Origin of the sequence: Algoriphagus sanaruensis (genome assembly GCF_001593605.1) — a bacterium.
GTDB lineage: Bacteria > Bacteroidota > Bacteroidia > Cytophagales > Cyclobacteriaceae > Algoriphagus > Algoriphagus sanaruensis.
In genome coordinates this window covers 3,652,738-3,677,560 of record NZ_CP012836.1, presented here as the reverse complement: position 1 = coordinate 3,677,560, position 24,823 = coordinate 3,652,738, and the positions used below count along the sequence as shown (strand labels likewise).

Annotated in this window: 15 protein-coding genes; 6 read left to right on the top strand and 9 right to left on the bottom strand. The window is 43.7% G+C overall.

Features of this window, described 5'->3' with window-relative positions; all coding sequences use genetic code 11:
- Nucleotides 1-117: 117 nt before the first annotated feature.
- From AO498_RS15950 to AO498_RS15935, 4 genes are all read right to left on the bottom strand, one after another.
- Nucleotides 118-2,838: a hypothetical protein gene (locus AO498_RS15950; RefSeq protein WP_067549830.1), complete on the bottom strand. Its 2,721-nt coding sequence runs from the start codon at nt 2,836-2,838 to the stop codon at nt 118-120.
- Nucleotides 2,839-2,944: 106 nt separating this feature from the next.
- The gene (locus tag AO498_RS15945; protein ID WP_148660266.1) at nt 2,945-6,436 is read right to left on the bottom strand and encodes a T9SS type B sorting domain-containing protein; all 3,492 of its coding nucleotides are present in this window, start codon (nt 6,434-6,436) and stop codon (nt 2,945-2,947) included.
- Nucleotides 6,437-6,533: 97 nt separating this feature from the next.
- The gene (yaaA, locus tag AO498_RS15940; RefSeq protein ID WP_067549828.1) at nt 6,534-7,286 is read right to left on the bottom strand and encodes a peroxide stress protein YaaA; all 753 of its coding nucleotides are present in this window, start codon (nt 7,284-7,286) and stop codon (nt 6,534-6,536) included.
- 1 nt (nt 7,287) lies between these two features.
- Nucleotides 7,288-12,807 carry a gliding motility-associated C-terminal domain-containing protein gene (locus AO498_RS15935; RefSeq protein WP_067549827.1) on the bottom strand — a complete coding sequence of 1,840 codons (5,520 nt, stop codon included), beginning with the start codon at nt 12,805-12,807 and terminating at the stop codon, nt 7,288-7,290.
- 85 nt (nt 12,808-12,892) lie between these two features.
- On the opposite strand from AO498_RS15935, the gene AO498_RS15930 reads away from it, so the two are divergent.
- Complete coding sequence (locus tag AO498_RS15930) at nt 12,893-13,939, top strand: PorP/SprF family type IX secretion system membrane protein (RefSeq protein ID WP_067549826.1); 1,047 nt, start codon at nt 12,893-12,895, stop codon at nt 13,937-13,939.
- A gap of 7 nt (nt 13,940-13,946) precedes the next feature.
- Nucleotides 13,947-15,179, top strand: a complete 1,233-nt coding sequence (locus AO498_RS15925; protein WP_067549825.1) for a M48 family metallopeptidase — start codon at nt 13,947-13,949, stop codon at nt 15,177-15,179.
- Between the two features lie 123 nt (nt 15,180-15,302).
- On the opposite strand, the gene AO498_RS15920 is transcribed toward AO498_RS15925, so the two are convergent.
- Nucleotides 15,303-16,727 (bottom strand): Gfo/Idh/MocA family protein, encoded by a 1,425-nt coding sequence (locus tag AO498_RS15920; RefSeq protein WP_067549824.1) that lies wholly within the window; start codon nt 16,725-16,727, stop codon nt 15,303-15,305.
- A 175-nt stretch (nt 16,728-16,902) separates the two neighbouring features.
- On the opposite strand from AO498_RS15920, the gene AO498_RS15915 reads away from it, so the two are divergent.
- From AO498_RS15915 to AO498_RS15900, 4 genes are all read left to right on the top strand, one after another.
- Complete coding sequence (locus AO498_RS15915; RefSeq protein ID WP_067549820.1) at nt 16,903-17,787, top strand: phytanoyl-CoA dioxygenase family protein; 885 nt, start codon at nt 16,903-16,905, stop codon at nt 17,785-17,787.
- A gap of 117 nt (nt 17,788-17,904) precedes the next feature.
- Entirely contained in the window at nt 17,905-18,783 is an 879-nt protein-coding gene (locus AO498_RS15910) for a DUF808 domain-containing protein (RefSeq protein ID WP_067549818.1), read from the top strand.
- Nucleotides 18,784-18,817: 34 nt separating this feature from the next.
- On the top strand, nt 18,818-19,840 hold the full coding sequence (locus AO498_RS15905; RefSeq protein ID WP_067549816.1) for a ThuA domain-containing protein: 1,023 nt from the start codon (nt 18,818-18,820) through the stop codon (nt 19,838-19,840).
- Nucleotides 19,841-19,923: 83 nt separating this feature from the next.
- Nucleotides 19,924-20,775, top strand: a complete 852-nt coding sequence (locus tag AO498_RS15900; RefSeq protein WP_067550592.1) for a sugar phosphate isomerase/epimerase family protein — start codon at nt 19,924-19,926, stop codon at nt 20,773-20,775.
- A 94-nt stretch (nt 20,776-20,869) separates the two neighbouring features.
- On the opposite strand, the gene AO498_RS15895 is transcribed toward AO498_RS15900, so the two are convergent.
- The 4 genes from AO498_RS15895 to AO498_RS15880 form a co-directional block, all read right to left on the bottom strand.
- Nucleotides 20,870-21,937, bottom strand: coding sequence for a flavin monoamine oxidase family protein (locus AO498_RS15895; RefSeq protein WP_067549814.1), 1,068 nt, complete (start codon nt 21,935-21,937; stop codon nt 20,870-20,872).
- A 101-nt stretch (nt 21,938-22,038) separates the two neighbouring features.
- Nucleotides 22,039-23,133, bottom strand: coding sequence for a serine hydrolase domain-containing protein (locus tag AO498_RS15890; RefSeq protein ID WP_067549813.1), 1,095 nt, complete (start codon nt 23,131-23,133; stop codon nt 22,039-22,041).
- A 34-nt stretch (nt 23,134-23,167) separates the two neighbouring features.
- A complete protein-coding gene (locus AO498_RS15885) occupies nt 23,168-23,605 on the bottom strand; it encodes a nuclear transport factor 2 family protein (protein ID WP_067549812.1) in 438 nt (145 codons plus the stop codon).
- A 15-nt stretch (nt 23,606-23,620) separates the two neighbouring features.
- The gene (locus AO498_RS15880) at nt 23,621-24,820 is read right to left on the bottom strand and encodes an MFS transporter (protein ID WP_067549810.1); all 1,200 of its coding nucleotides are present in this window, start codon (nt 24,818-24,820) and stop codon (nt 23,621-23,623) included.
- Nucleotides 24,821-24,823 lie beyond the last annotated feature (3 nt).

The window sequence follows — 24,823 nt, the reverse complement described above, 5'->3', positions numbered from 1 at the left end:
AAGTAGTGCTTTTTGGTTTTTTGGGTTGATTAGACAAACTTTTCAAACAGCTTAAAATAGAAAAAAAAACTTATTCAGCTTTCCCGTCCAAAAAAATATTCTGTAAGTGGTTTATGCCTATTGTATTACAAGCAGGGATTGAGTGACTTTTTGAGAAAATCCATAGGCAGAATTGCTGACCTTGAGGACTACGGCATAGGTGCCTACTATTGCTGGTTTACCGAAGGCATAGCCATCCCAACTAAATGCAGGACCTGTCTCTGGGTTTTCTACCATTTCTTGATAATAGATCAATTGGCCCTGGCGATTGATAATAAAAAGTTCAGCCTCGGTAATGCCTTGATTGATCCAGACGTCAAATTTTCTGGTAGGATCATCGAGGATCATGGCATCAGGCATTTTGTATTCAAAAAAACAAAGGTCATAAGTTGAGAATGCGCCAGCGAAGCTACATCCATCTTGAGTTACTACTTCTAGGGTGTAATTCCCTACTTCGGACGGCATGAAAATCGGTGCTTCGGAAACCAAGTTTCCTTCCAGATACCATCGATAGCTCGCAAAACTTCCTGGATCAATCGCAGGACCTTTTTGATTTTTAACGCATACTCCGTATTGGTTATCAAGTGCTGGTTCTGCCAAAAGTGTACTTTTTTCCAGTTTGGTGAAGTTTCTGCCTATTTCGCAGCCAATTCGATTATAGACCACTGCCTCGTAATTTCCAGGTTCGGAAGTCTGGATGGTCCTTTGTCCCGAATACTGGGGTAAATCCCGTCTATTACCTGCATCGTCAAAGAATATCCACTCAATGGCTCGAATTGCATCGTCTCGGTTGGTGGACATTTCTATCGAGGCAAAGCCTGGGTCAGGGCATATTTTTTCAGCTACAAAATTGACTTCTACTGAAAGTACAGGTTGTTCAATAATAAAATCAAAGGGAACCGATGGGCAATAGCCGCTTCGCAAAGGTTGTACAACCAAGGAATGAGGACCAGTAAAGCTTGAAAAATACTGGACTCCCCGCCCGACGATTGTTCCATCCTGATTAAACCACCGAATCGAAACCTCGTTTTCTGGTACTCCATCAAGCTTGACATGGAAAATTTGATTCCCAAAGCAATCTTCTTCCAGTAATTCGGCTTCAAAGGAAAAGGAATTAGATAATCGGGCGGTAAAGGCTTGGGTTTTCGGGCATAGTTCCGAATTTGGATCTTGGGGCACTGCAATAATTTCATATGCCCCCTCCATAGTTAAGGAAAATGCTTCTCCAGAATCTAAAGTTTGGGTGCTCAGATCAGGATAGGTTAATGTGAAAGTTAACTCTTGATTAGTATCTGGGAATAGGTCGAATACTTCACAAATTGAAATTTCAGAAGGGACACTAAAATCCACTTGAGGCTTTTTGGGAATATCAATAGGTTCGACGGGATAAGTACACCCGTCAATTTTGAGTTCGAGAAAATACATTCCTCCCGGCACATTCAAATTTACCTTCGATTGATCTGTGATTACCCCTTGTTGGATGAGGCCTACCCCTTCGGCTAGTATTCGGTATTCGCCAGTTACATTTCCTTGGGTGAAATCCAAACTCAAGGTCCCCGGATTAGCTCCTGTAGCGCCGCAAGTTTCAGCTTGAATCGAAACCTGTGGAGGAATTATCGTGGGAGTGGAGGAATTGTTGAGTGGGGGTTGTTTGGTTTCTAGATCATAAAGCCTTACATATTTGCAGCCTGATGTATAAGCGATAATGGTATACATCTGAGGAGGAAGGTTAGAGAGAATCTGATTTGAGCCAGAAGGTAAGTTGCTCCATTTTTGTCCCAATTCTTCCACAATTAAAGAATCCAGGCCAACCAAATTATTCAATTGAATTTGCCCATTGGGGAAGCTACAATTGTCTGGTTTTTCTAACGTGGTGATTTGTATTGCTGGTGTTTCATTTATTTCAAAGTTGATTTTTCGAGTGGATTTACAACCTGGATAGTTCGGATCATTGGCACTGAAGATCGCTTGGTAAGTGCCTACAGTTTGAAGGTCTTCCTTTTCTAAAAGGATTTGAAATCCACCTCCTAAATTTTCTCGGGTTGTACTACCTGGTCGAATTAAAAACCAATCTCCAGATAGCGGAGTATCTGTTGAAAGCGTTACTTCCGAACCTTTGCAACTACTCGAATTAGATACGGTAAGGCTAAAATCCAAGGATGGCCCGGCATAGGTATTCCCATTTACCTCACATCCCCCAGTATTTGAAGTGACGGTGAAGTAATAAAATCCTTCTTGGGTTACCGATAGGGCATTGGAGTTGGATACAATTTGACCGGCTTGATTTTTCCAAGTAACAACAAAATTGGAAAGATTAGGGTCATCAGGATCGAGGGCTGTAATTAGGGTAGGGTCTTCTCCACAAATTAAATAATCTGGCAAAATGACTAATTCAGGCCCATTTTTGACGGTTACACGAAGTTGATCTTGATAAATAAAAGCTGCATTTCTTCTGACGCGCAGCTTGATGGTATAAATCCCTGTCTCATGAAAGGAATAATTGATACTCTGAAATTGGGCTCCTCCCGAGCGCTCAATTAGAAGATTGCCTTGTGGATCCAGAATCTCCCAATAATAAACATCTATTCCAGGGTCTCCTCCTCCGGAAAAGGTTCCGATCACTGCACCGAATACGATACAGAGTTCTTGAGGACCAGAAAGATTAGGGGTTCCGGCTGGGTTTGATTCGACTTCGGTGTAGTTTCGAAAAGGATTGCCAACAACACCGAGCCAAGTCCAGAAGACCACCAATCCTAGAAGTCCAACTTTCAGAAATGAAAATTGGGATAACGACTTCACGTTTGGGAATGATAAAGCTGATCAAAGGTAAAGTTCAAGGCTAGTGCCAAAAAATCATTTCCAAAGAAAAATCAGGTTTTGAACCTATTTGATAGTAAGGTGATGGTTAATCCACCACTAAAATGGATCCTAACTGGGATTTCTCAATTCCCTTTTCCAGATTTTTGAAATTGATCCGATAAGCGTATGATCCTGGAGGAAGTTTTTTTCCATTCAATGTTCCGTCCCAGATACAAGTAGATTCCTCGTGAATCAAATTGGTGTTTTTGCAATGGAATACCAAATTTCCCCATTTGTTGAACACCCAAACCTCCAATTCATCGATCAAATAGTTGGTATAAATCAAGAATGGTTTTTCAGGGTTTTGCGGTTGAATTGCATCGGGAAATGCCACTCGAAGTTCACATTCTTCGATGGTCTCAAAACTTGCCTGATACGCACAGCCTTCTTGGCTGACCACATTTACCTCATAACTTCCAATTTGGCTAGGTTTAAAGGTAGGGGAGGTGGAAACTAATTGTCCGTCAAAGTACCATTCATAAGAGGCAAAATTCCCAGGGTTTAGCGTAGGTGCTATTTCATATCTCGGACAGATTTGATACGAATCTTCTACCTCTGGTCTGACTTGATCCGTACTTCGAATTACGAGTTGACTCGCGCTACCAATCACGCAGCCAAAAGAATTGAGTAAACGAACCTCATAAGTTCCTTCCTCTACGGCAAGTATTTCCTGACGGTTGGTAGAGTTAGTAAGTTGAGAAGTGTTGTTACTTAAGTCTGTATACCACCATTGAATGGTTTGGACACTTTCCAAATTTGCCTGAAAACTCAAGGCTGCGTCCGGCTGATCCGGACATAAGGTTTCAGAAACGATTTGAACCGGTATGTCTAAAACTGGAACTGGTACGGTGAACGTTTGAAGGCTATTGGAACAAACCAAAGATCCGGAAGGCTGTACTTCCAGGCTGAATTCTCCATAACTTGAAGTAAACAGGGTGGGGTCAGTGGAAATCACGGTTCCTCCAGCATTCCTCCAAATAAAATCGACTTCGGTCAAATTGTAATTGCTTACTTCTGCCTGGTATTCATAAGTTCCATCACAAGCCAAATTGACTAAAACAGGTTCAAATTGAACAGGATCATTGATTTTAACTTCAAATGTTTTTTGCTCGGGACAAAGTGGTCCATTGATATCCGGGTCAAAAGCTAACAAAGTATAAGTTCCTGCAAGATTGATTTCAAAAGATTCCCCACTCACTTTGAGCTCCTCGCTTCCGTTTGGATAGGTCAAGAGGTAATTTAAGGTAGGGTCTCCTTGCGGAATTAGTTCAAATGGTTCACAGATAGATAAATCCCCAGGAATCGTGAATGGTACTTTATCAGGTACCAAATCAATTTGCAAGTTGCTTCGTCCAAGTTCACAATCTTTCCCAATCCCAGGAATTCGACTAAAGACCGCTGCTTCATAAATCCCAGCTACGTCAACTATCACTTGGATTTTGTTTTGGTATTCGTCCAAAAGTGTGATTGATCCATCTTCCTCATAGCGCCTCCATTCAATATCTGTTACCGCATTTGGAAAAGTGGTACTCAGGTCCAGCACTGCCCGAGGTCCATACTCACACAGTTTGGTGGCCACCAGTTCGACCTCTACCTCCAAAATGGGTTCTTCAATCATAAATGGAACTGGAGGAATTGGGCATGCTGTACTATTGTTGGGCTGCACATCCAACTTAAACTCTCCCGTAGAGGTAGGGAAAAGAAATTGTCCATTTCCCACCAATTCATCTTTTTCATTGTACCACAGGAAACGAACCGTATTTGGGTCTCGGCCTTTGATATCTGCTTCAAAAATTCGATTGCCATCACAATCTTCCTGGACTAAGACAGGCTCGAAATCGACAGGATCTACAAGCGTAATGGTAAAGGTTTGCTGAAGGGGGCATAAATCTCCCGGTCCGGCAAGTCGACCAACAATCGAATAATCTCCCTCCTCGGTGATCGTGAAAGGTTGTCCTTTGGGAAGGGTTTGCTGATTCCCACTAGGATCAGTCAGGGTAAACTCCAAATCTTGATTGGTTTGCGGAACCAAGTCATAACTCTGGCAAACAAATAAATTTCCCGGAATTGAATAATTCACTTGGGCCAATCCTGGAACTATAAATTCCTCTCCCTTGGGAAGCGTGCAGCTATCCAATCCATATACTTGGAAAAAATAGGTGCCTCCCCCGACTTCGATTCGGAGTTCATCCAAACCTGATGCGAGCTCATTGAGCACCTCGTCTCCACGTTGGTTTAGTAATCGATAAGATCCTTCTAAAGGCCCATTCGTCATTTTTACTAGGAATGATCCTAATTCTTTACCTGTATCGGTACAGGATTCAGACTCAATGTCCTCGATTGTGAATTCAAGAGATGGTGGTGGATTGAGCAAGGGAACTACGGTACCAAATAAATCCGTGCATCCTTTCAGGTTGATCAGAAGGCTGTAAGCGCCTGATTCTAAACCTGAAAATGTGATAATATCTCCTGCGGAAAAAGGGCCTTGAGTCATTCCCAATCCTTCCACACCAATTCCATCCAAAGGAGTCAGTGCTCTCACCCGAAGGGTTCCATCGGCGATAAAGCAATCGGAAGCTCCAAAAGCCTCTACAAATTCGATTTTGGGCTGTAAGTTGTATTGGAACGGAAGTCTAACTTCAGGGCTACAAGCTGGATTCGCAGGATTATTTACTTTGACAATAATTTCATAATCCCCCGGATCCGGAAGAATAATAGCATTCAGATCAATGCTTCGTCCTGCTCGAATCCGGACCTCATTGGGATCACCTACTTTTTGATAATACCATTCTCCTAATGTGGAGGGGTTGGTTTCAAATCGGATACTTCCACCAGGACAAATGGTGGAAGAAGATGCATTGATCTGAAAGGTGCTTAGTTTTTCGACTTGGGTATCAAGGGTGGTTTCGCATTCAGGTATACCCGATGAGTTTACAAAAAAGAAAGTGACCTGATATTTCCCTGGGCTATTGACAATCAGATCATTGCTTGTTCCGACAATGGCTCCTGTTTCGTCTTTCCATTCAAATTCATAGTTGCCAAAATTGGAAGAACTTGGGTCTAAGGCGGAAATAGTAAGCGATTGATTTTCACAAATTTGATAGATTTCTTCTAGTGTGATTTTAGGACCTTGAACGAGCTCCACGATTTTGGTTTCTTCAAAAATCTGGACACCACCACGGCTTACTTTTAAGGTGATTTGATGCGGTCCAATCAAGCCAAATGTGTAACTAATGTCTGGGGAGTTTCGAAATTGGGTTGCCCGAAGAAGCTCCCCGCCAGGTCCAACTATTGTCCATTGATAAAGATCAGTAGTCGGATCCCCACCCCCAGAGAAAGTCCCAATAACGCTTCCAAATACGTTACAAAGCCGATCTGGCCCGATTAATTCTGGATCATTTTCAAGGGTGGTGGATTCTGAGACGAATGAAAACAGATGATCGTTTCTCTTAAACCATAGCTGTATTAGCTCCGAATAGGCTGTTGCACCTAGGAGAGGAAGTACAAAAATAAAAGCTAGCAAAAGAGTCTTTTTCACTGGATCAGATAACCTGTTAAAAATCAAACCACTAAACTAGCGGATTGTGTTTTCAAAAAAAATTGGCCAATCCGATTAATGATCAGCCAAATGGTTTTTAACGAACAAAAACCCAGTCTGTACTAGTACTTTGATAGCTTGAAAATTCATATCCTTCTTCACGGAATGTTTTCAGCGTTTCTGGATCTGTGATTTTGTTTTTGATTGCAAAATTGGTCATCATACCTCTTGCTTGCTTTGCAAAAAGACCAATGATTTGATAATGACCGTTTTTGTACTGTTTGAAATGAATATTGATCACTGGCGATTTCAAGGTTTTTTGATCTACCGCCTTAAAATATTCTTGGGAAGCTAGGTTAACGATGGGTTGACCTTGGGCTACTTCATTGATGGCTTTGGCGATTTTCTTGTCCCAATATTCGTACAAGTTTTTCCCTTTTTTGGTTTCTAGCCGAGTACCCATTTCCAAACGATATGGCTGGATCAAGTCTAAAGGCTTCAATAAACCATAGAGTCCAGAAAGAATCCGAAGGTGATTTTGGGCAAATTCAAAATCTTCCGAAGTATAGCTGTCCACTTCGATTTTGGTATAGACATCCCCTTTGAAGGCTAGAAGGGCCTGTTTGGAATTTTCAGTAGTAAACTCTTTTTGGAATGTTTTGTATCGTTCCTCGTTGAGTACTGCCAGATTTTCACTGATATGCATCAATTCGGAAATCTCTGCAGCAGACTTTTTACGCATGACACTGACCAGATTTTTGATATCTGTAGTGAATTCGGGTTGTGTAAAATCACTGACTTTCGGAGTACTGTAATCTAGGGTTTTGGCAGGTGATATAAGGATAAGCATACTATTGGATAATCGTAATCGCTTTAGTTTCTGTTTGGGTTAGATTTTGGTTTCTAGAAGTAAACTTCACCTTGACCGCGTATGTTCCGTTAGGTACAAATTTTCCATTCACTTGGCCATCCCAAGGGCAGAATGCGGTTTTTGGTTCTAAGTTTTCATGCTCACAATAGAAAATCAATTCCCCCCAACGGTTGAAAATAAATACTTCCACCTCATCAATAAACTCATTTGCATACAGGATGAAGTTTCGATTTGGATCACCGAGCACTACGCCATTTGGATAAGAGACTCGCAGACGACAGTCTTCTAAAATGGTGAAGTTGGCCACATATTCACATCCCAAATTATCGGACACCCGAAGTTCGTATTCTCCGGGAAGTGTAGGGGAGAAAATGGCATCTTGAGAAATTTCCACCCCGTTCAGTCTCCAAGAATAGAAATCATAATTTCCCGGATTGATGCTAGTCGTAATTCCTTCCACAGCGCATATGGTAATGGGAGTGGTGGGTACGACAGGAGGAATGATCGTGGATTTTACGACTACAATATTGGCTCTGCCTAATTCACAACCTTGTGCACTTCGAAGTAGTGCTTCATAGGTTCCCTCGTCAGTAACAGTAATTGAAGAAAGATTGTCAAAATTAGGAAGTCTAGTTCGGGTACCGCCGCTAACAGCAAACCATTCGATTTCTGCGACATTTTGAAGATCAGCTAGGATATCAATCACCGTGGAGGTTTGACTGATACAATACGGATCGGCTTCAAGAGCAACCGTAACAGCTTCATCTAAAATTTCGGCAGTAAATGACTGCGCAGGAGTAGTGCAGAGTCCACCGCTAGCAGGCTGGACTTCGAGGGTATAAGTGCCATCTCGACTTGGAGTGAACGTTTGACGTCTTCCAACAATTACTCCGAGATCATCCTTCCAGAGGAAAATTACATCTTGAGGTAAGGCATTATTCAGTACAGCTTCAAATCGGACTCCTGCTTGACAATCGATGATCGGGCCGGAAACACTAAAGTCAATAGGTTGACTCAAAGTGACATCCATTTGAATTTCTCTTGGACAATCTACCCCATTTGGATCTTCACCTCTCACGGTGTAGATGCCACTGGATGTTAATAGGTATTCGCCATTTGCATCCGGATTAATTACAGTCCCAGAAGAATTGGTTACCAGATAATTCAAGGTATTTGGACCTATTGGTGTAAATGCGAAAATCTCACAAGCCTCGACTGAAGTCGGAACAGAAAAGACTACTTCGAATTTTTGGGCAACTGAGTAAAGGCTTGGGTCCGGAACGGAACATCCCGATGCATCAGCAACCTCTACCAAATAGGATCCATAAGGAACCTCCACGTCAAAAGCCGCTTGATTTGGTAACGGTCCAGTGAAAACACTTCCGTCTCCCTGTCGAGTGATAGTATAGGTTCCAGTTTGGGCGGTCCCAGATGTGAAGGTGATCGAAATTATTCCCGGGTTGACCCCTGTACTTGCGCAGGTTTCATCAGTCGTGGCTACTGTGAATGCTAATCCAGAAGGAGGATTGGCATTTTCAACTGTTACTGAACCGGAATAAAAACAACCAGCCGAACTTTCTGCCTCTACCGTGTATACCCCTGGCAATACATTCGCTACAGGAATTACATCACCTGCGCTCACATTGGTAAAGCTTAGGCTTAATTCTGGGATTCTGACCTCTGCTGCATCTGCCTGCATGGTGATTTCAAAGCCTCCATCAGCAGTAGCACAATCAGTGGCTGGGCTAGTTTGAGCAGGAACAAATAGAGGAAGTTCATTGACCTGCAATTGAAGTCTTTTTTCCACAGTACATCCTGCCAGAATCGGATCTTCGGTCACAAAGTAAATGTCGTAAAGTCCAGCTCCAGGAAGAGTATTTACCCAAAGCTCTAATTCAAAAAATTCGCCTAAAGACACCCGGTTGCCATCTCCATTTCGCTCATAAAACCATTCACCAGAAATGGGAGTATCTGGGGCAAAGGTGACTGAAATTTCTTCGAAGCAAACCTCGGTTGCCGTTTGAGTAAGTTCAAATTCAAAGGCAGGGCCAACAAAAACTTCAGCGGTGGAAGGACATGTTTCAAATAAATCAGCCTCTTCTTGACTTAAACCGTTTGGAAGGCGATAGCTCACTTCAACACGGTAAATGCTTTCCTCATCGACGGTGATCGAGTTGGAATTTTCGTCTCCAATAATTTGCCCAGCGGCATTAGTCCATCGAAAATCATATAATCCGTCTGCTGGGTCATATCCATCAATTGCGGTGAGGGTTACAGGATTTCCAGCGCAAAGGGTAGCGTCCGCAGCCAGCGTAAGCGTCGGTGGTGCCACCACTTCCAATTCTCCCGTGGCTTCGTAATAGATTGGATCTCCACAACGATCCACTCTAAGTTCTACCGTATATTTTCCTGGAAGAGTAAATATTTGATCTAAGCTTTGGAATTGATCACCAGGCCCGCCAAAGTCATTTCTGATCACTGTCCCATCCTCATGGGTGATGGTCCAGAAATACGAATCAATGTCTGGTTCGCCTGCGCCTTCCAAAAGACCACTCACTCCCAAATCAGGATCCAAGCATAGTCGAGTCGGAATGGTCAAAGAAGGTTCTGGAATCGAACTTCCCGAGTTTTGAACAAAAGAAGGTAAGCCTAAATTAGAAGTACCCGGCATAGGCAAAACGGCATCTTGGGTGAAAGTGCTCGCGGCAGTACAGCCAGTTCCGACCTGAATCTGTCCGATTCGATTATCACCTACCACCGCTACATAGATTTGCCCGTCCGATGCAATTTGCAATGCTCCCAAATCCAAACTTGATGTTCCATTGAGAGCCTTGCGAGTAGTTAAAATACATGCCTCACGTTGAGCGCGGGTGCTTGCATTATCAAAGCAGGAAGGGCAAGTTGGAGCATTTGGAGTGGAATTATTTTCTACGGGCTTGATGATAAACTCTTCAATTCCGGGTCCACCATTTCGATAGGAAACTAATACTCGGTCACTGTCTTGAGAAAATTCCAATCCATAGACCTCCCCATTGCAGCCCAAATCAAGTCTTGCATATTCACTCAGTTCTCCAGTGCTTTGATCAAATTCAAAAATTTCCAATTTGTTACAGCCTCCTTCTGTAATGGTAACAGCTACCTTGGTGCCGTCTGGGCTGAATTTCATTGAGCCAACTCCCGAATTAAATCCATGATTACTTCCGACCGAACTTAAAACCGGCTGACCAATTCCATTGACGGTGACCGGATAAGATCGGAAGGTGTTGTTGCCTAATTCATGGAAAAGTACCCATGTGGTATCTCCGGCAGTTAGCGCAGCAGATTGCTCGGTAGCTGGACTAAAGAGGAAGTTGTCTTTGGTGACTACATTACCTACCCCTGTTTGATTTTCAGATTTGATATCTACCAGAGAGTAGCTGACGGTATTGGTTCCACCTGCATTGGTTTGGGTCGTGAAGAGGTAAAATAGGGTTGGCTGTGTCGGAACAGGTACCGCAATTACGCCTTGCGTAGCTTGATTGTCTCCTCCGATGTTATCCCCATTTTGCATCAGGTCTCCGTTCAGGTCCCAAACAGATTCTCCATCGGTGTAAAACAAAACTTGACCGGCTTGGTCTGAAATAGTGGTGGTTCCTGCTGGAATATTTTGAGGGTGTCTCTGTGCGATCGGCCTAGGTGTGGGAGCATTTTCGTCATCAGGATCAGGGTTGAAATCCAAACCCGCTCCATCCCCAAAGTACCAGATATTGTTGCTTTGATCTGGAATGTCCCACATCTTGATTCGGATCTCGGCATAGGCATAACAAGATGAACCAGGCTCCCGAACCAATACCCAATACAATCCCGGACGGCAGACTTCATTGGCTCCTTTAGGCAACCAACCTTCATCTCGTTTATTGGACCAGAAGTATTCATAATTCTGGCCTCCACCTCCTGGGGCTTCTCCATCTTGTTGTCCGGCAGCGGATTGTGCCTGAAGAAGAGGGTCAAGATCTATGCAGCTTTCGCAAAGGGTGGTGTCTGAGGGGGTAAAATTCGCCTCCAAGTTGTTTTCCGAAAGTGGAATGTCTTTGGTTACATTTCGGGTGGTTCCATCTGCAAAGGTGACGGTCAAAGTCACAGAAATGCTGCTGCCTTCTGTCGCATCCTGAGGAACAAGAAAATGCTCTTGGGTGAAATCTGCGGGAAGAGGATTGCCGTCTGAATCAGTCAGGGGAGGATTAAATTCCCAATTGAATGACACGGGCTGATAATTTTCAGGGGTGATTTCGCTCGTGAGCTGTACAGGATTATTCGCACATGGAGCCTCGGGATCCCAAGTAAAATCTACCGTTGGATCGATGTCTGTATTTGGTGCAAAAATCGGGAATATGGTACCACAGAAATCCGTACCGTTGAATGGATCCTCTTCCAGATTGACCAGGGCTATATCCGGTTCATTGGGATTGGTAACCCTGCCAATCAATTGTGGACCACCGACGACCTCTTCATAGATGTAGTAAAGTTGTCCATCTGGGCCAGTTTTTACATCATAGATTTGATGGTTGGTTGGGGAGGTAGGAATTACTTCCGGCGTGGCATTGAGGTCAGAGCTAGGCACTCTGAACAATTGATTTCCACGGGAGAAATAGATGAAATTCCCATCTGGAGAAAAATCAGCTCCTCCGATGTCTTCTGCCCCACCAGATTCTGAAATGGCTTGAGGGCTTCCAAAATTCCCGGTAGAAGTATCAAATGGAATAACCAAGATGTCTTCCCCTGGATTTTCTGGAATGACAATAAGTTGACCTGCATCTTCATCAAAGATGATTGCTTTTGGGGTGAATGAAATTCCCTCAGAATCAGTCAAAGAAAAGCTTCCCGCGGTACTTCCAAATCTTCTTGATTCGAGATTTCCTCCTGAAAAACTGATAAGATACGAAGGGGAGGATTTGGTTTTTACGACTAATACAGCACCTTCAGCATTGCCGATCGCTTGGTCTTTTTCAATTACTTGTCCCAATGGCCGCTCATTTCCAGTCGCCTGACCGGGAGCATTCATATCTACAAGGGCATATTGTAGCTGTCCTGAAGGAGAAAGGTAAAAGATGTAGAACAGCTTATTCCCATCTGGATTATATTCTAAAAAGCCTGTGGCTACTTTTTGTCTTCCGTCAATATCTCCATTCAAACCAGGCGCACTGCCTTGAATAGGACTTCCACTAAAATCATACACTAAAACTCCATTTGTGTAAAAAAGCGGCTGTCCAGTAATCGGATCTATGGCTAAGGCATTGTTGTTTTTTCCGATGAGTACAGTTCCCGGAAGTGTTTGGACGTTTGCCGATCCTCCTTTTCCAAAGGACAGGTAGGAATTTTCTCCTGTTCCACAGCTTCCAAAAATCCATTCATTTTCATTAAACCCCTGTGAATAGCCAAATTGACTGAAGCCTAGCCAGGTACAGAAAAGTATGCTCCTAAAAATAAGTCGGTACTGTATGGATTTAATGCTGCTTTTCATATTTTTCGAACTGCTTATTAAAACAACCTTTCGACTGGTTCGTTTTAACAGGCGAACAGAATTCTTCAAATAAACGAACAAATCCTTGTTACGGTCTCAGCTAAAGTTGGTTTTTTTATTCGGAATCTTAGGTTTTTTGGCCAATCCAGTTTTGGCTCAAGATCCCCAGTACAGCCAATACTATGCCGCGCCCTTATATCTCAATCCTGCCATGGCTGGAGGCGAGCTTACTGGAAGAGTCGGGTTTAATTACAGAAATCAATGGCCTTCTTTGGATGCACAGTTTACCACCTTTTCAGCTTTCTACGATACCTACTTACCTGATTACAACAGTGGGATCGGGATTCATGTGATGCAGGATACCGAAGGAGCAGCCAAACTTCGATCCACCACTATTTCTGCACTCTATTCGTACGAATTAAAAATTGCTGACAATACCTACTTCCGTCCTGGTTTTCAGGCAAGCTACATTCGAAGAGAAATAGGTTTTTACGAAAATCTGGTCTTTGCCAATCAAATCAACCCTGCTGATCCATTTGGACCGACCTTTCCTGGTACAGAAATTCCGGGTTTGGGTGATCCAGTAGGAATGCTTTCGTTATCAGTGGGAGGATTGTTGTTTACAGAGAATCTTTGGTTGGGCTTCTCTGCTCACCACGTCAATCAACCCAATCAGTCTTTTATCGATGGAATTAGCCCTCTTCCTGCTAAATTTTCCTTTCATGGGGGGTATCGATTTTCTCTAGGAGAAGGGAGTATGAGAGGCGATTTTACTCACATTCGAAAACAGCGCTATTTTACTCCTACGATTAATTACAAGCGACAAGGACCATTTGAACAGCTGGATGTCGGAGCATATTTTTATGTAGAACCCATCGTTTTTGGACTATGGTACCGTGGGCTTCCTTACAAGCCGGTTGAAAACCAAAGCAACCGAGATGCAGTTGTGATGATGGTGGGTTTAAATCTGCTCAATGGACTCAATATTGGATATAGCTTTGACTATACCGTATCTCAATTGGGAATTCAGTCCGGAGGCGCGCATGAACTCAGCCTATCCTGGACACTCCCAAACAGTTATCAGGGTAAGCCTTCACGAAGGGATACAATCCTACCTTGTCCTAAATTCTAAGTCTTAAATGAGTGTAGAAAGTTTGAAATACCTGCTGGTCGGGGTTTTGGTCTTTGGGTATATGCTTCGCAAAACCTTAGGATTTTTAAATGTCAAAAACCCTGTTCCCTCAATTCCTGAAACACTTTCGGAATACTTGAGTGAGACCAAGCTTCGTGAAGCGAAGGCTTATCAACAAGAAAATTTCCGATTCAAATTCATTGCAGGTTCTTTCTCGTTTTTACTTACGTTTCTTTTTATCACTCAGGGATGGTTTGGTCTGCTTGATACCTGGGTGACGGGGTTTGGATTTTCTCCTTTACTCAAGTCTTTGGTCTTTTTTGGAATTGTTTTCATAGGTTCTGATTTATTGAGTTTACCATTTGATTACTATTCCACCTTTGTCATTGAAGAAAAATACGGCTTTAATAAAACTACCCTGAAGACTTTCTTTTCAGATAAAGTGAAAGGATATATTCTTTCGATTTTGGTAGGAGGGGGACTATTACTGGTTTTTCTGGGCTTGATTCATAAAATGGGTCAGGATTTTTGGTGGCAATTTTGGATTGTGGCCGCTGTATTTATGATCGGAATCAACGTCTTTTATACCGCATGGATTTTGCCCCTGTTTAATAAATTGACGCCATTAGAAGACGGTGAGTTGAAGCAGAAAATTGTCGAATACGCCCGATCGGTGAATTTCCCCCTGGAAAATATTTTTGTAATGGATGGGAGTAAGCGCTCTGCTAAAGCAAATGCGTTTTTCTCCGGGTTTGGCAAACGCAAAAAAGTAGTGCTTTACGATACCTTGCTCGAACAGCATCCGCCGGAGGAGCTAGTCGCGGTACTTGCCCACGAGATCGGACATTTTAAAAAGAAACATATCATCTGGGGAATGATTCTTTCCGTTGCTCAGGTGGGCTTAATGCTGTTTCTATTGGCTCAGTTTATTTTTTCAGAACCCATGAGTTTGGCTTTGGGGGGTGAGGAATGGTCCGCTGAGTTAAATATCATCGGATTTACGATGCTTTTTGCTCCGATTTCCATGGTATTGGGAATGGGTATGAATTGGCTGAGTCGGAAAAATGAATTTGAAGCGGATGCTTTTGCCAAGTCAACATATTCCGGAGAGCCACTCGCGGAGGCTTTAAAAACGCTTTCTGTTAAAACCTTGAGTGACATCAATCCTCATCCTTGGTATGTTTTCGTGAATTATTCGCATCCCCCATTGTTGGAGAGATTGGAAAGACTGGAGAAGTAAGGTCGAAAGTGGTAATGTGGAAAAGTGAGAAAGATTTTCAGACCATAAAAAAAGCTGTCAGATTTCTCTAACAGCAATTTTTTCTAAATAAGTCCAAAACGTCTAGCAAATTATATCTAGCGTCTACACTTTATAAAACTCTTCCCATCCTTTTCTTGGAGGCAAGCCCATCAGCAATTGATTTGCCATCGCATTGTTGGTGATTTGCTTGGTTTCTCGGTCAAATTCAAGTTTCAAACCCGTCCATTGGGCCAATACCCCCAAGCAGAATACTTGGCTGAGCGGACCTGCAATTTCGAAAGGAGATCGGGTCTTTTCTTCGCCTTTACAAGCTTTAAGGAAGTTTTCAAAGTGATTAGAAGGGCTTTGAGGCACCTCTGGTAACTTAGATTCCCATTCTTTGGCTTTTTCGGAAGGGATAATTGACAAGGTACTTCCATGAGAGCCTCCTTTGAAAGTCAATTCCTTACTGTAAATAATTTTCCCAGGATTCAATTTCGCAGGCTGAATCTGTCCATTGCTTGGCGGTGGAATATTAGGGTCTAATTCGGAGACCCCATAGCCATCCGGAACAGCAGGAATATTGTCCAATCCATCATACCAAGTAATAGTTAAAGGAGGCATGGTACCTCGCTCCGGGAACTTGAATTCCAAGGTGGTGGACATTGGGAAGAAGAAGGAATTATGCCCGCTGAGCTTCACAGGGTTGATTTCGTAGGGAAGTCCAAGCTCCAAAAACTCATGGGCTGTATCCATAATATGTGCACCCCAATCGCCCAAAGCACCCATGCCGAAGTCATACCAGCAACGCCATTGTCCATTGTGAAAATCTTTATTAAAAGCATGTGGCTGGGCTTGGCTAGTCCATACGTCCCAATTGAGCGTATCCGGGATGGCTTCACCGGCAGGGAATTGGCTGATGTTTGGATCCCATCCATGCCATCTTCTTCGACTGTTCATGTGTGCGGTGATCGCTGTTACATCTTTAATCACTCCAGCTTCTTTCCAAGTTTTAAACTGGAAATAGTTGCCTTCTGAATGTCCCTGATTTCCCATTTGTGTTACCAATTTGGGATTTTTCTTCGCAGCAGCCATCATTAGCTCTACCTCCAAGAAGGTTCTTGCCATAGGCTTTTCTACATAGACATGCTTGCCCTCGGCGAGTGCCATCATGGTCACAGGAAAATGCGAAAAGTCAGGTGTGGCAATACTTACTGCCTCAAATTCGCCTCCGATCTCATCAAACATTTTGCGGAAGTCCTGATACTTTTTAGCTTGAGGAAACATATTCATCACCTCAAGCGTCTGTTTGGCTCCCATGTCCACGTCGCATAACGCTACCACATTGCAAAGACCGGTTTTGTGGAGGGCTTTGATGATTTCGTTACCTCGGTTGCCAATGCCGATGCAAGCCAGATTCACTTTGTCAGATGGAGCGACATAGCCCATGGACTTGCCAAGGACGTCGGGAGTAATCAAGGTAAAGCCTGAAAGTCCTAAAGCAGCAGTGGCTCCGGTTTTCAGAAAGTCTCTTCGATTGGTGGACATGATTTGGTGATTTTGGGTAAAAGAGAAATACTCTCCTAATCTACCCAACTGAAATTAGAATAATGAGATACTAAATGAAAATCAACGGAAACCATTGCGGAGTCTTCCCTTTAATTTTTGAATTTCTCTATTCTAGTTTTTCACTATCTTTTATCATTCAATTGAATTTAAACCCATGCACGACCTAGCCGATTTCCATCGTCCGATCACCGACCTGTTTTCTCAACCCAAAACTGACTCTGACTGGGATCAATACTGTCTCAATCAAGGCCAAATAGATTTTTTTCATGAGAATGGGTATTTGGCCGATATCAAACTCTTGGACGAAAGGCAGATTGAAGTTCTGAAAAAAGCGCTCGATGAGGTGATGGACCCGAAGCATCCGCTTCATCATCTCTTTCATGAGTTTCATAGCAATGAATCCGGAGATCCGAATAAAGTGCTATTTCATTCTCTAGGACATTGGAGAATTGCCGAGGCATTTCATGATGTGATTTGGAATCCTGCTTTCCGAATGGTCGCTTCGCAGTTGCTGGGAGATCGGGCAGTGCGGTTTTGGCACGATCAGCTTTTTTGCAAGCCTGCCCATCACGGAGGCAATGTGGCTTGGCATCAGGATTACAGCTACTGGACCCGCACGATCGAAATGCAACACCTGACCTGCTGGTGTGGATTGGATGATGCCACTGAGGAAAATGGCTGCCTTCAGTATGTACCGGGTTCGCATCGTTGGGGTTTGCTGGATAAACCTGCCTTAGCCGGGGAGATGGATGGCCTGATGGCGATGATGACAGAAGAACAAAAAGCAAATTTCAAACCCGTGGCTATTCCGCTCAAAGCGGGCCATGCGGCATTTCATCATCCCCTTTTGGTGCACGGCAGTTTTGCCAATTTTTCTCCCCGATCTAGAAAGGCTTTTGTGCTCAATGTCTTTGCCGATGGGACCGTTTCCGATACCAATGAGCCATTATTGGAAGGAGTTCCTGTTATTCCCAAGGGAGAAAAGATGGGTGGAAAATTTTTCCCGTTGATTTTTGATCCGAAGAAATTGGAAGATTGAAAAATTGAAAGATTTTTGAAGCGGAAAAATTGTAAGGTTGTAAAGTTCTTTTTTGGCCATGACAAAATTTGAGGCATGGTCTTCCCGTAAATCCAAAATCGTAATTCGTAAATACACATGGCTTCAGGTTTCTTTGCCTTATTTGATGACATCGCTTCACTGATGGATGATGTGGCTACCATGACTAAGGTAGCTGCCAAAAAAACCTCCGGGATTCTAGGAGATGACCTCGCGGTGAACGCCGAAAAGGCCTCGGGGTTTGTCCCTGATCGGGAATTGCCCGTACTCTGGGCGATTTCCAAAGGTTCCCTTCTCAATAAAGCGATTATCCTTCCCATCGCCTTTTTGCTGAGTGCATTTGCTCCGGTGGTAGTTACGGGAATCTTGATTTTGGGAGGCTTGTATCTAGCCTATGAAGGCGCAGAAAAAATCCTCGAATGGATTATTCCTCATGGACACACCGAAGAAAAGGTAAATCTGAATGAGGAAATCACTCCCGAACAAGTCCTTGCTCATGAGCAAAAAAAGGTCAAATCTGCCATTACCACTGATTTTATCCTTTCCATAGAAATCGTAATCATTGCTTTGGGAACAGTGGTCGAGGAGTCACTGATGACTCAGATTGTGGTAGTTTCAGTCATTGCTATTTTGGCCACGGTGGGGGTTTATGGCTTGGTGGCTTTGATTGTCCGGATGGATGAGTTTGGGTATAAATTGATCGCACTCAATCCGGAGGATAATACGATTTCAGATAAAATCGGGAGACTCCTAGTGAATGCCTTGCCGATTCTGATTCGGGTAATTTCCTTTGTGGGTACCATCGCCCTGCTTCTGGTGGCGGGAGGGATTTTTTCACATAATCTGGACTTTTTCCATCATTTGCTGGAAACATGGCCCGGAATTATCAAAGAATTTCTCGTTGGTTTGGCTGTCGGGATAGTGGTTTTGATTCCAATTCTTATTTTTAAGCAAATCACTGGCAAAAAAGCCGGATGATTTTCTGGAGTCTCTAACCCAACCCACTTTAAACATGAGCCTAAATCAACCTCGTTCTTGGACGATTGCATTTCTTTTTTCCCTGGGAATCCACCTTATAGGATACGCACAGCATGGAGTGACTTTTCTTCAGTTTGAAGGGAAAAATGGTCCTGGCAAGGGAAAGCATATCGTACTAGTAGCCGGAGACGACGAATACCGTTCCGAAGAATCAATGCCAATGCTGGCTAAAATTCTCTCCGAACATCATGGATTCAAAACCACCGTTTTATTTCCAATTCATCCCGAGACCGGAGAGATAGTACCCAACTACCAAAATAACATTCCCGGATTGGAACACTTGGAGACGGCAGACCTAATGATTATGCTGATCCGATTTCGAGAACTACCCGATGAGCAAAGCCAGTTTATTGAAAATTTCCTCAAAGCAGGCAAACCGATCATCGGTCTGAGAACTTCCACTCATGCCTTTGCTTATCAAAAAAATAAAGACTCCAAGTTTGCGAAGTGGGACTGGATGAGTAAATCCGAAAACTGGGAACGAGGTTTTGGACAGCGGATTTTTGGAGAAACTTGGGTGAATCACCATGGAAATCATGGAAAAGAAGGCACTCGTGCACTACCTGATGGGATGGATCAACTTCTCAATCATCCTGTTTTGAGAGGAGTGAAGGATATTTGGGGTCCCTCGGATGTCTATGGAATCAAACATTTACCTTCTGATGCCAATGTCTTACTCTTTGGTCAAAGCACTGCTGGGATGAGTCCTGATGCCCCGCTAATTTTTGAAAAATCAGTGATGCCGATTGCTTGGACTAAGACGTATCAAATCGAAGGTGGCTCCCCAGGAACTGCCTTTGCGTCAACCATGGGGGCTTCCTTGGATTTTCAAAGTGCAGACCTAAGACGCCTTGTTGTTAATGCTTCATTTTGGCTTTTAGGATTGTCCGAGCAGATTACGCCAGAACTTAATGTATCCTATGTCGGAGCCTATACCCCTACGATGTTTGGATTTGATTCCTTCCGTAAGGGAATGAGAGTAGGGGATTTTAAATAAAATTTTGGTTAACAGTCCACGGTCAACAGTCTTCTGATTTGCTGCTGTCGACCGTCGACTGTGGTCCGTTGACAAAATATATCATGAACAAAATAGGATTTAACGTGCTGGCCTGGTCAGCAGAGATTTCGGAAAACTTGTTTCCGATTTTGGATCGACTGAAAACCATCGGTTATGACGGGGCTGAGTTTTTTATTGGAGGTACGGACGAAAAAGCTTGCCGGGCAGTAGGTGATCATTGTAAAAATATCGGTTTGGAAGTGACTACTGTAACCGTCATGGGTCCTGATGAAAACCCGATTTCCCCTGATCCCCAAGTTCGTGAAAAAGCAAAGGAAAAACTCCTTGGGATTCTTGATCGAGCTGCGGACTTAAATTCTCAAGTGCTTTGCGGTCCCTATCATTCTGCTTTTGCGACTTTTGCCAGTCGGGCACCTATAGAGGATGAATACAATTGGTCTGCCGAAGTCCTAAACTCCGTTGCCGATCATGCCCAAAAGCTCGGAGTCCTGATGACTCCTGAGGCCTTGAACCGATTCGAATGCTACTTAGCCAACACCATGGAACAGTTGGATTACTTGCTAGCTAAGGTCAATCACCCTAATGTCCAAGCCATGTTTGATACGCATCACGCGAATATGGAGGAGAAAAAGCTGAGCTTAGCAATCGAGAAAATTGCTCCACGCTTAGGCCATTTTCATATTTCTGAAAATGACCGTGGTACACCGGGATCGGGTCATGTGGATTGGAACGAGACCTTTGCTACCTTGAAAAAAGTGGGCTATAAAGGCTGGTTGACCATCGAGGGCTTTACCCGAAATGATCCTGCCTTTGCCAACTCGATCGGCGTATGGAGAGAGTTTTCAGCGCCTTGGGATATGGCTGAAAATGGCTACAAGCTGATTCGTGAGATTGGAGAGAAGCACGGGTTATGATCTCTGTTTTTTTGGAATTACAAATTCCAAGGATAGAGGGTCGAGATTGAAAATCTTGACCACTAGTATCAAGACTTCGGGCTGGGCGATTTGCTCAGCCCTTTGTTTTTAGAATTTGCTGAGCCACACGTTCTGCAGATCTGACAGCTCCTTCCATATATCCCGCGAATTCTGTGGAGGTTTCTGTTCCGGTAAAAAAGAGTTTTTCATTGAAATAGCTTTGCAAAAGGAGTGGGTGACCATTGTGCTGATGAGGCCGAGGAATGAGGGAGTTTTCTCCCAAAACCAAGTCGCCAATCCATACCTTGTCTTCATAGTGGGTTGGGCTGAGGTCTTTTTCTCCAAAAAGCTCACTCAAATGCCGAAGTGCCAAAGCCTTTCTTTCCTCTTGACTAAATCTACTAGCCGACGAATTCAAAAATCCTGTGAATCCGAATTTGGTTTTTTCGGCATTGCTATGGTCATACATCTCAGCGATGATGTCGGCATGACTGAAAGCCATGCCAGAGTAGCCTGATTTTTTCCAAAAAGGTTTTTCAAACTCCATCACAAACTTGATCGAGCCGGCCATCCAGGTCTGAACATTAGGCAAAAGCTGAGAAACAGGTTCGGGCAGTTGGGGTGAAAATGTGACCTCCGAACTGATTACCTGGGAAGGAAGGCTTATCACCACACAGTTGGCAAAGAAAGTTTCTCCCGATGAAGTTTCAATTTTTAGGTTTTCTTTCTCCTCGGTGAGTCGAATGACTTTAGCGTTGAGATTGATTTGCCCAGGGTTGAGCTTTTCGGCGAGTGCATCGATTAGTGTCTGGGTTCCGCCCACGATTCGATAGGAAGAACCGTCTTCATCCGGCACCGTGAATTTTTGGATTGGTTCAGTCTTGGATGTTTGGAACAAGGAAATCCCATCTGAAACTTGGGGGTGTTTTCTCAAGGATAAATGACTCATGAGCGATAGTAGTCGGCTATGACTGTCATTGAGCCACGTTGCTCCGAGTTCCAAAGGAGTACCAAGAGGTCCTTTGATGGTTTGAATTCTCCCTCCGAGTTTGGAAGAGGCTTCGAGTAGCGTGATGTGAAGGTTATGGTTGGAAAGCAGATAAGCCAAAGTCAGTCCGCTGAGACCGCCGCCTATGATCAGGATTCTTTTTTCGCCAGGCATGAAGGTTTGCTGCGATAGGGTGATACGCTAAAGTCTCAACAGATTTTTGAGTTGAGGGTTCATTTGGTCCTTCAGTTTTTCAGAGGATAGACGAAAGGCAATCAGTTTGCCTTTTCCTTTTCCATCAGCATTTTCTCAAAAATTGGAGCTACGGCTCTCCCTCTCCATCCTCCCGAGTAATTAGTTGCCATATATAAATCGACTTCTGGAATGTACAGGACTTGCGTTCCCCAAAATCCCGAATGGCAGTAGGCATTCTTTCCATTCACCTTTACTTTAAACATCCCCATTTGGTAATCCATTTGGGCTCTGCTTGCATAGGTCACAGGCTCGAGCATGAGTTGAAGCGTTTCTGGTTTTTCATAAATCTTGCCTTGAAACAAAGCTTGGAAAAAGTCTACCAAACCTTGGGTACTCGCCAAAATCCCTCCGCCTCCATAATAATCCATCGTAGGGCTGAATTCGAAGGTGTCTTGTCCTTGAAGGTATTGGTGAATGCGGAGCTTGTCAGTTTGAGGATCGATCCGCTCAAAATCTAATCGATACAGCCCCAAAGTCTCCAAACCAAGCAATTCTTTAATTCCTCCATCCAGGGATTTTCCGGTGTAGGTCTCGATCAATTCCCCCAAGATCACATATCCGGTATCAGAATAGCTAAACTGCGCTCCAGGAGGGCCGATGGGCTCGCCTTTTTCCACACACATGCGGAGCTGCTCGGTACGAGTCCATTCATGATCTGGAGTTTGGAGCACAATTTCAAAGAATTCAGGAGCATGGGTATGGTCGAAAAATCCTGCCGAATGCCTTAAAATCTGCCGGATCGTGATTTGATCCAAATTATAATCCTGAGAAAGGATTGCGGCATGATTGGGAGATAAATGTTTGGAAATAGGATCTTCTAGATTCAGAATTCCTTTTTCCATTAGTCTCAAAATTCCAGCAGCCACAAAGGTTTTGGTTACGCTTGCGATTCGGAAGGTGTGTTGGATTTCAAGTGAATCTCCTTTCGTCAAATCATTGATTCCAGTCGCTCCAGACCAAGAAAAATCTCCGTTTCCGGATTCCATCGTGAAAAGGACGCCGGTATTGGAGTTACTGATTTCCGATTGAAGGACTTGCTTGAAATTTTGGGATTGGGCTTGAAAAAAGATCAAACCCACTAATAAAAAGGTAAGAAAAGAGGAAAGTCGGGTCATTGAACTAGAAGCTGAAATGGATCTTGAATTAAGCTTATTCTTCAGGAATAGCCATGGTATGGTTACCTAAAAGCTGCCATTTTCCATTCGATTGAACATAAGTTCGCATGTAGTGGTAGAGCGTGGGACTTGGGCCTCGATCTACTACCGTATAGCCACTTACAATTCCCGTCGAACCAGAAATCACTACCTGCTGATCTCGGGAAGTTCGGTTTCGGGTGTCATCTTTTTGCCCGGACTGGATTCGTTTTGCTCGGTTGATCACAGCCTCTTTTCCATCAATCAGACTGGCATGATTATGCACCCAGATAAAATCATCGGAAAGCAGATTTTCTAGAAAACCCACATCTGAGGCCAATAAGGCTTTTTCCCAATTGAGGTCTAGTTGGAGTAATTCTTCTTTCGGAGTTTGGGATAAGGCTGACAGAGCAAGTGTCAGGATTAGAAGTGGGGTGAGCAAAAGTCGATTCATGGGACTGTTTGGAAGTTAAAGGGTTTTTTCTAGTCGAATAGTCTTGTTCATGGAATGGGTCAATAGAAAAATCAAAAGGAGGAAAATTCCTAGAAAACCGAGCAAGAATCCATATCCGGTAAAAAAGGCAATTTTGCCGAAAAGAAATGGCATCAGCGTGATTCCCACATAGGCACTCGCCATTTGAATTCCCATGATGCTTTGGGAGTGTTTTTCTCCAAAATTCACAGGAGTTTCATGGAGTAGGCTGGGAAATATAGGTGCGCAACCCAATCCAACTAATAGAAATCCAACAAGTGTACTTTCTGAAAATGGAAGTAACAGCAAGGCCAATCCGATCCCAATTACGCCCTGACCTAGATAGACCAATTGTTTATTGGTGAAATGGGCAGTTAGGAATCCAGATAGAAATCTTCCAATAGTAATTCCCATAAAATACAAAGAGGTCAATCGAGCGGCTTGGTCGGCTTCAAATCCCTTTTCAAATACCAAAAAACTAGCTCCCCATAGGCCAAACGTCGCCTCGATTGTACAGTAACAAAAGAAAACCAATAAGGCTTGTTTTAATCCGGGAAGGGTCTGAAGTAGGTGGAAAAATCCAGGAGAAGATTCCGGATTATGAGTTTCATCTTCAAGATTATCCTTGGTCCAAAAAGGTAACGAAATTGCTAAAATCCCAACCAAGCCCAGTTGAATCCAAGCTACCGTTTCGTAACCGTTTGACCAGGAATCGCCACCGGCAAGGTGGGCCGCCATGATCATCGGTCCGATGGCTGCTCCGACTCCCCAAAAGCTATGGAGCCAGTTCATGTGCCGTGCTTCGTAATGCAAGGCTACATAGTTATTCAAGGCTGAATCCACACTGCCTGCACCTAATCCCAACGGAATGGCTAACAGGCACAGGTAGCTAAATTGACCTGAAAGAGAAAATCCCATCAAGGCCAAGGCCGTCATCAAAACACTGAAAAGTGTCACTGAGGCCACACCAAACCGTGCAATGATTTTTCCGCTGAAAAGACTGGAAATTACAGTGCCTCCCGCTACAATCATGGAAATAATCCCGGCAAAATCGACCGGAACTTGCAAGCCTTCAAACATCGCAGGCCATGCCGATCCCAAAAGAGAATCCGGAAGACCAAGACTGATAAAGGCAAGGTAAATAACGATAAGAAGAGCCGTTTTTTTGAAAGTTCCTGTTGAGGTAGGATTTGCCATAAA

Excerpts from the sequence above, each read along its gene's own strand:
- AO498_RS15915 (WP_067549820.1), top strand. The coding sequence starts at position 16,903 with ATGCACGACCTAGCCGATTTCCATCGTCCGATCACCGACCTGTTTTCT.
- yaaA (WP_067549828.1), bottom strand. The coding sequence starts at position 7,286 with ATGCTTATCCTTATATCACCTGCCAAAACCCTAGATTACAGTACTCCG.
- AO498_RS15880 (WP_067549810.1), bottom strand. The coding sequence starts at position 24,820 with ATGGCAAATCCTACCTCAACAGGAACTTTCAAAAAAACGGCTCTTCTT.
- AO498_RS15905 (WP_067549816.1), top strand. The coding sequence starts at position 18,818 with ATGAGCCTAAATCAACCTCGTTCTTGGACGATTGCATTTCTTTTTTCC.
- AO498_RS15910 (WP_067549818.1), top strand. The coding sequence starts at position 17,905 with ATGGCTTCAGGTTTCTTTGCCTTATTTGATGACATCGCTTCACTGATG.
- AO498_RS15895 (WP_067549814.1), bottom strand. The coding sequence starts at position 21,937 with ATGCCTGGCGAAAAAAGAATCCTGATCATAGGCGGCGGTCTCAGCGGA.
- AO498_RS15900 (WP_067550592.1), top strand. The coding sequence starts at position 19,924 with ATGAACAAAATAGGATTTAACGTGCTGGCCTGGTCAGCAGAGATTTCG.
- AO498_RS15920 (WP_067549824.1), bottom strand. The coding sequence starts at position 16,727 with ATGTCCACCAATCGAAGAGACTTTCTGAAAACCGGAGCCACTGCTGCT.
- AO498_RS15935 (WP_067549827.1), bottom strand. The coding sequence starts at position 12,807 with ATGAAAAGCAGCATTAAATCCATACAGTACCGACTTATTTTTAGGAGC.
- AO498_RS15925 (WP_067549825.1), top strand. The coding sequence starts at position 13,947 with ATGAGTGTAGAAAGTTTGAAATACCTGCTGGTCGGGGTTTTGGTCTTT.
- AO498_RS15890 (WP_067549813.1), bottom strand. The coding sequence starts at position 23,133 with ATGACCCGACTTTCCTCTTTTCTTACCTTTTTATTAGTGGGTTTGATC.
- AO498_RS15885 (WP_067549812.1), bottom strand. The coding sequence starts at position 23,605 with ATGAATCGACTTTTGCTCACCCCACTTCTAATCCTGACACTTGCTCTG.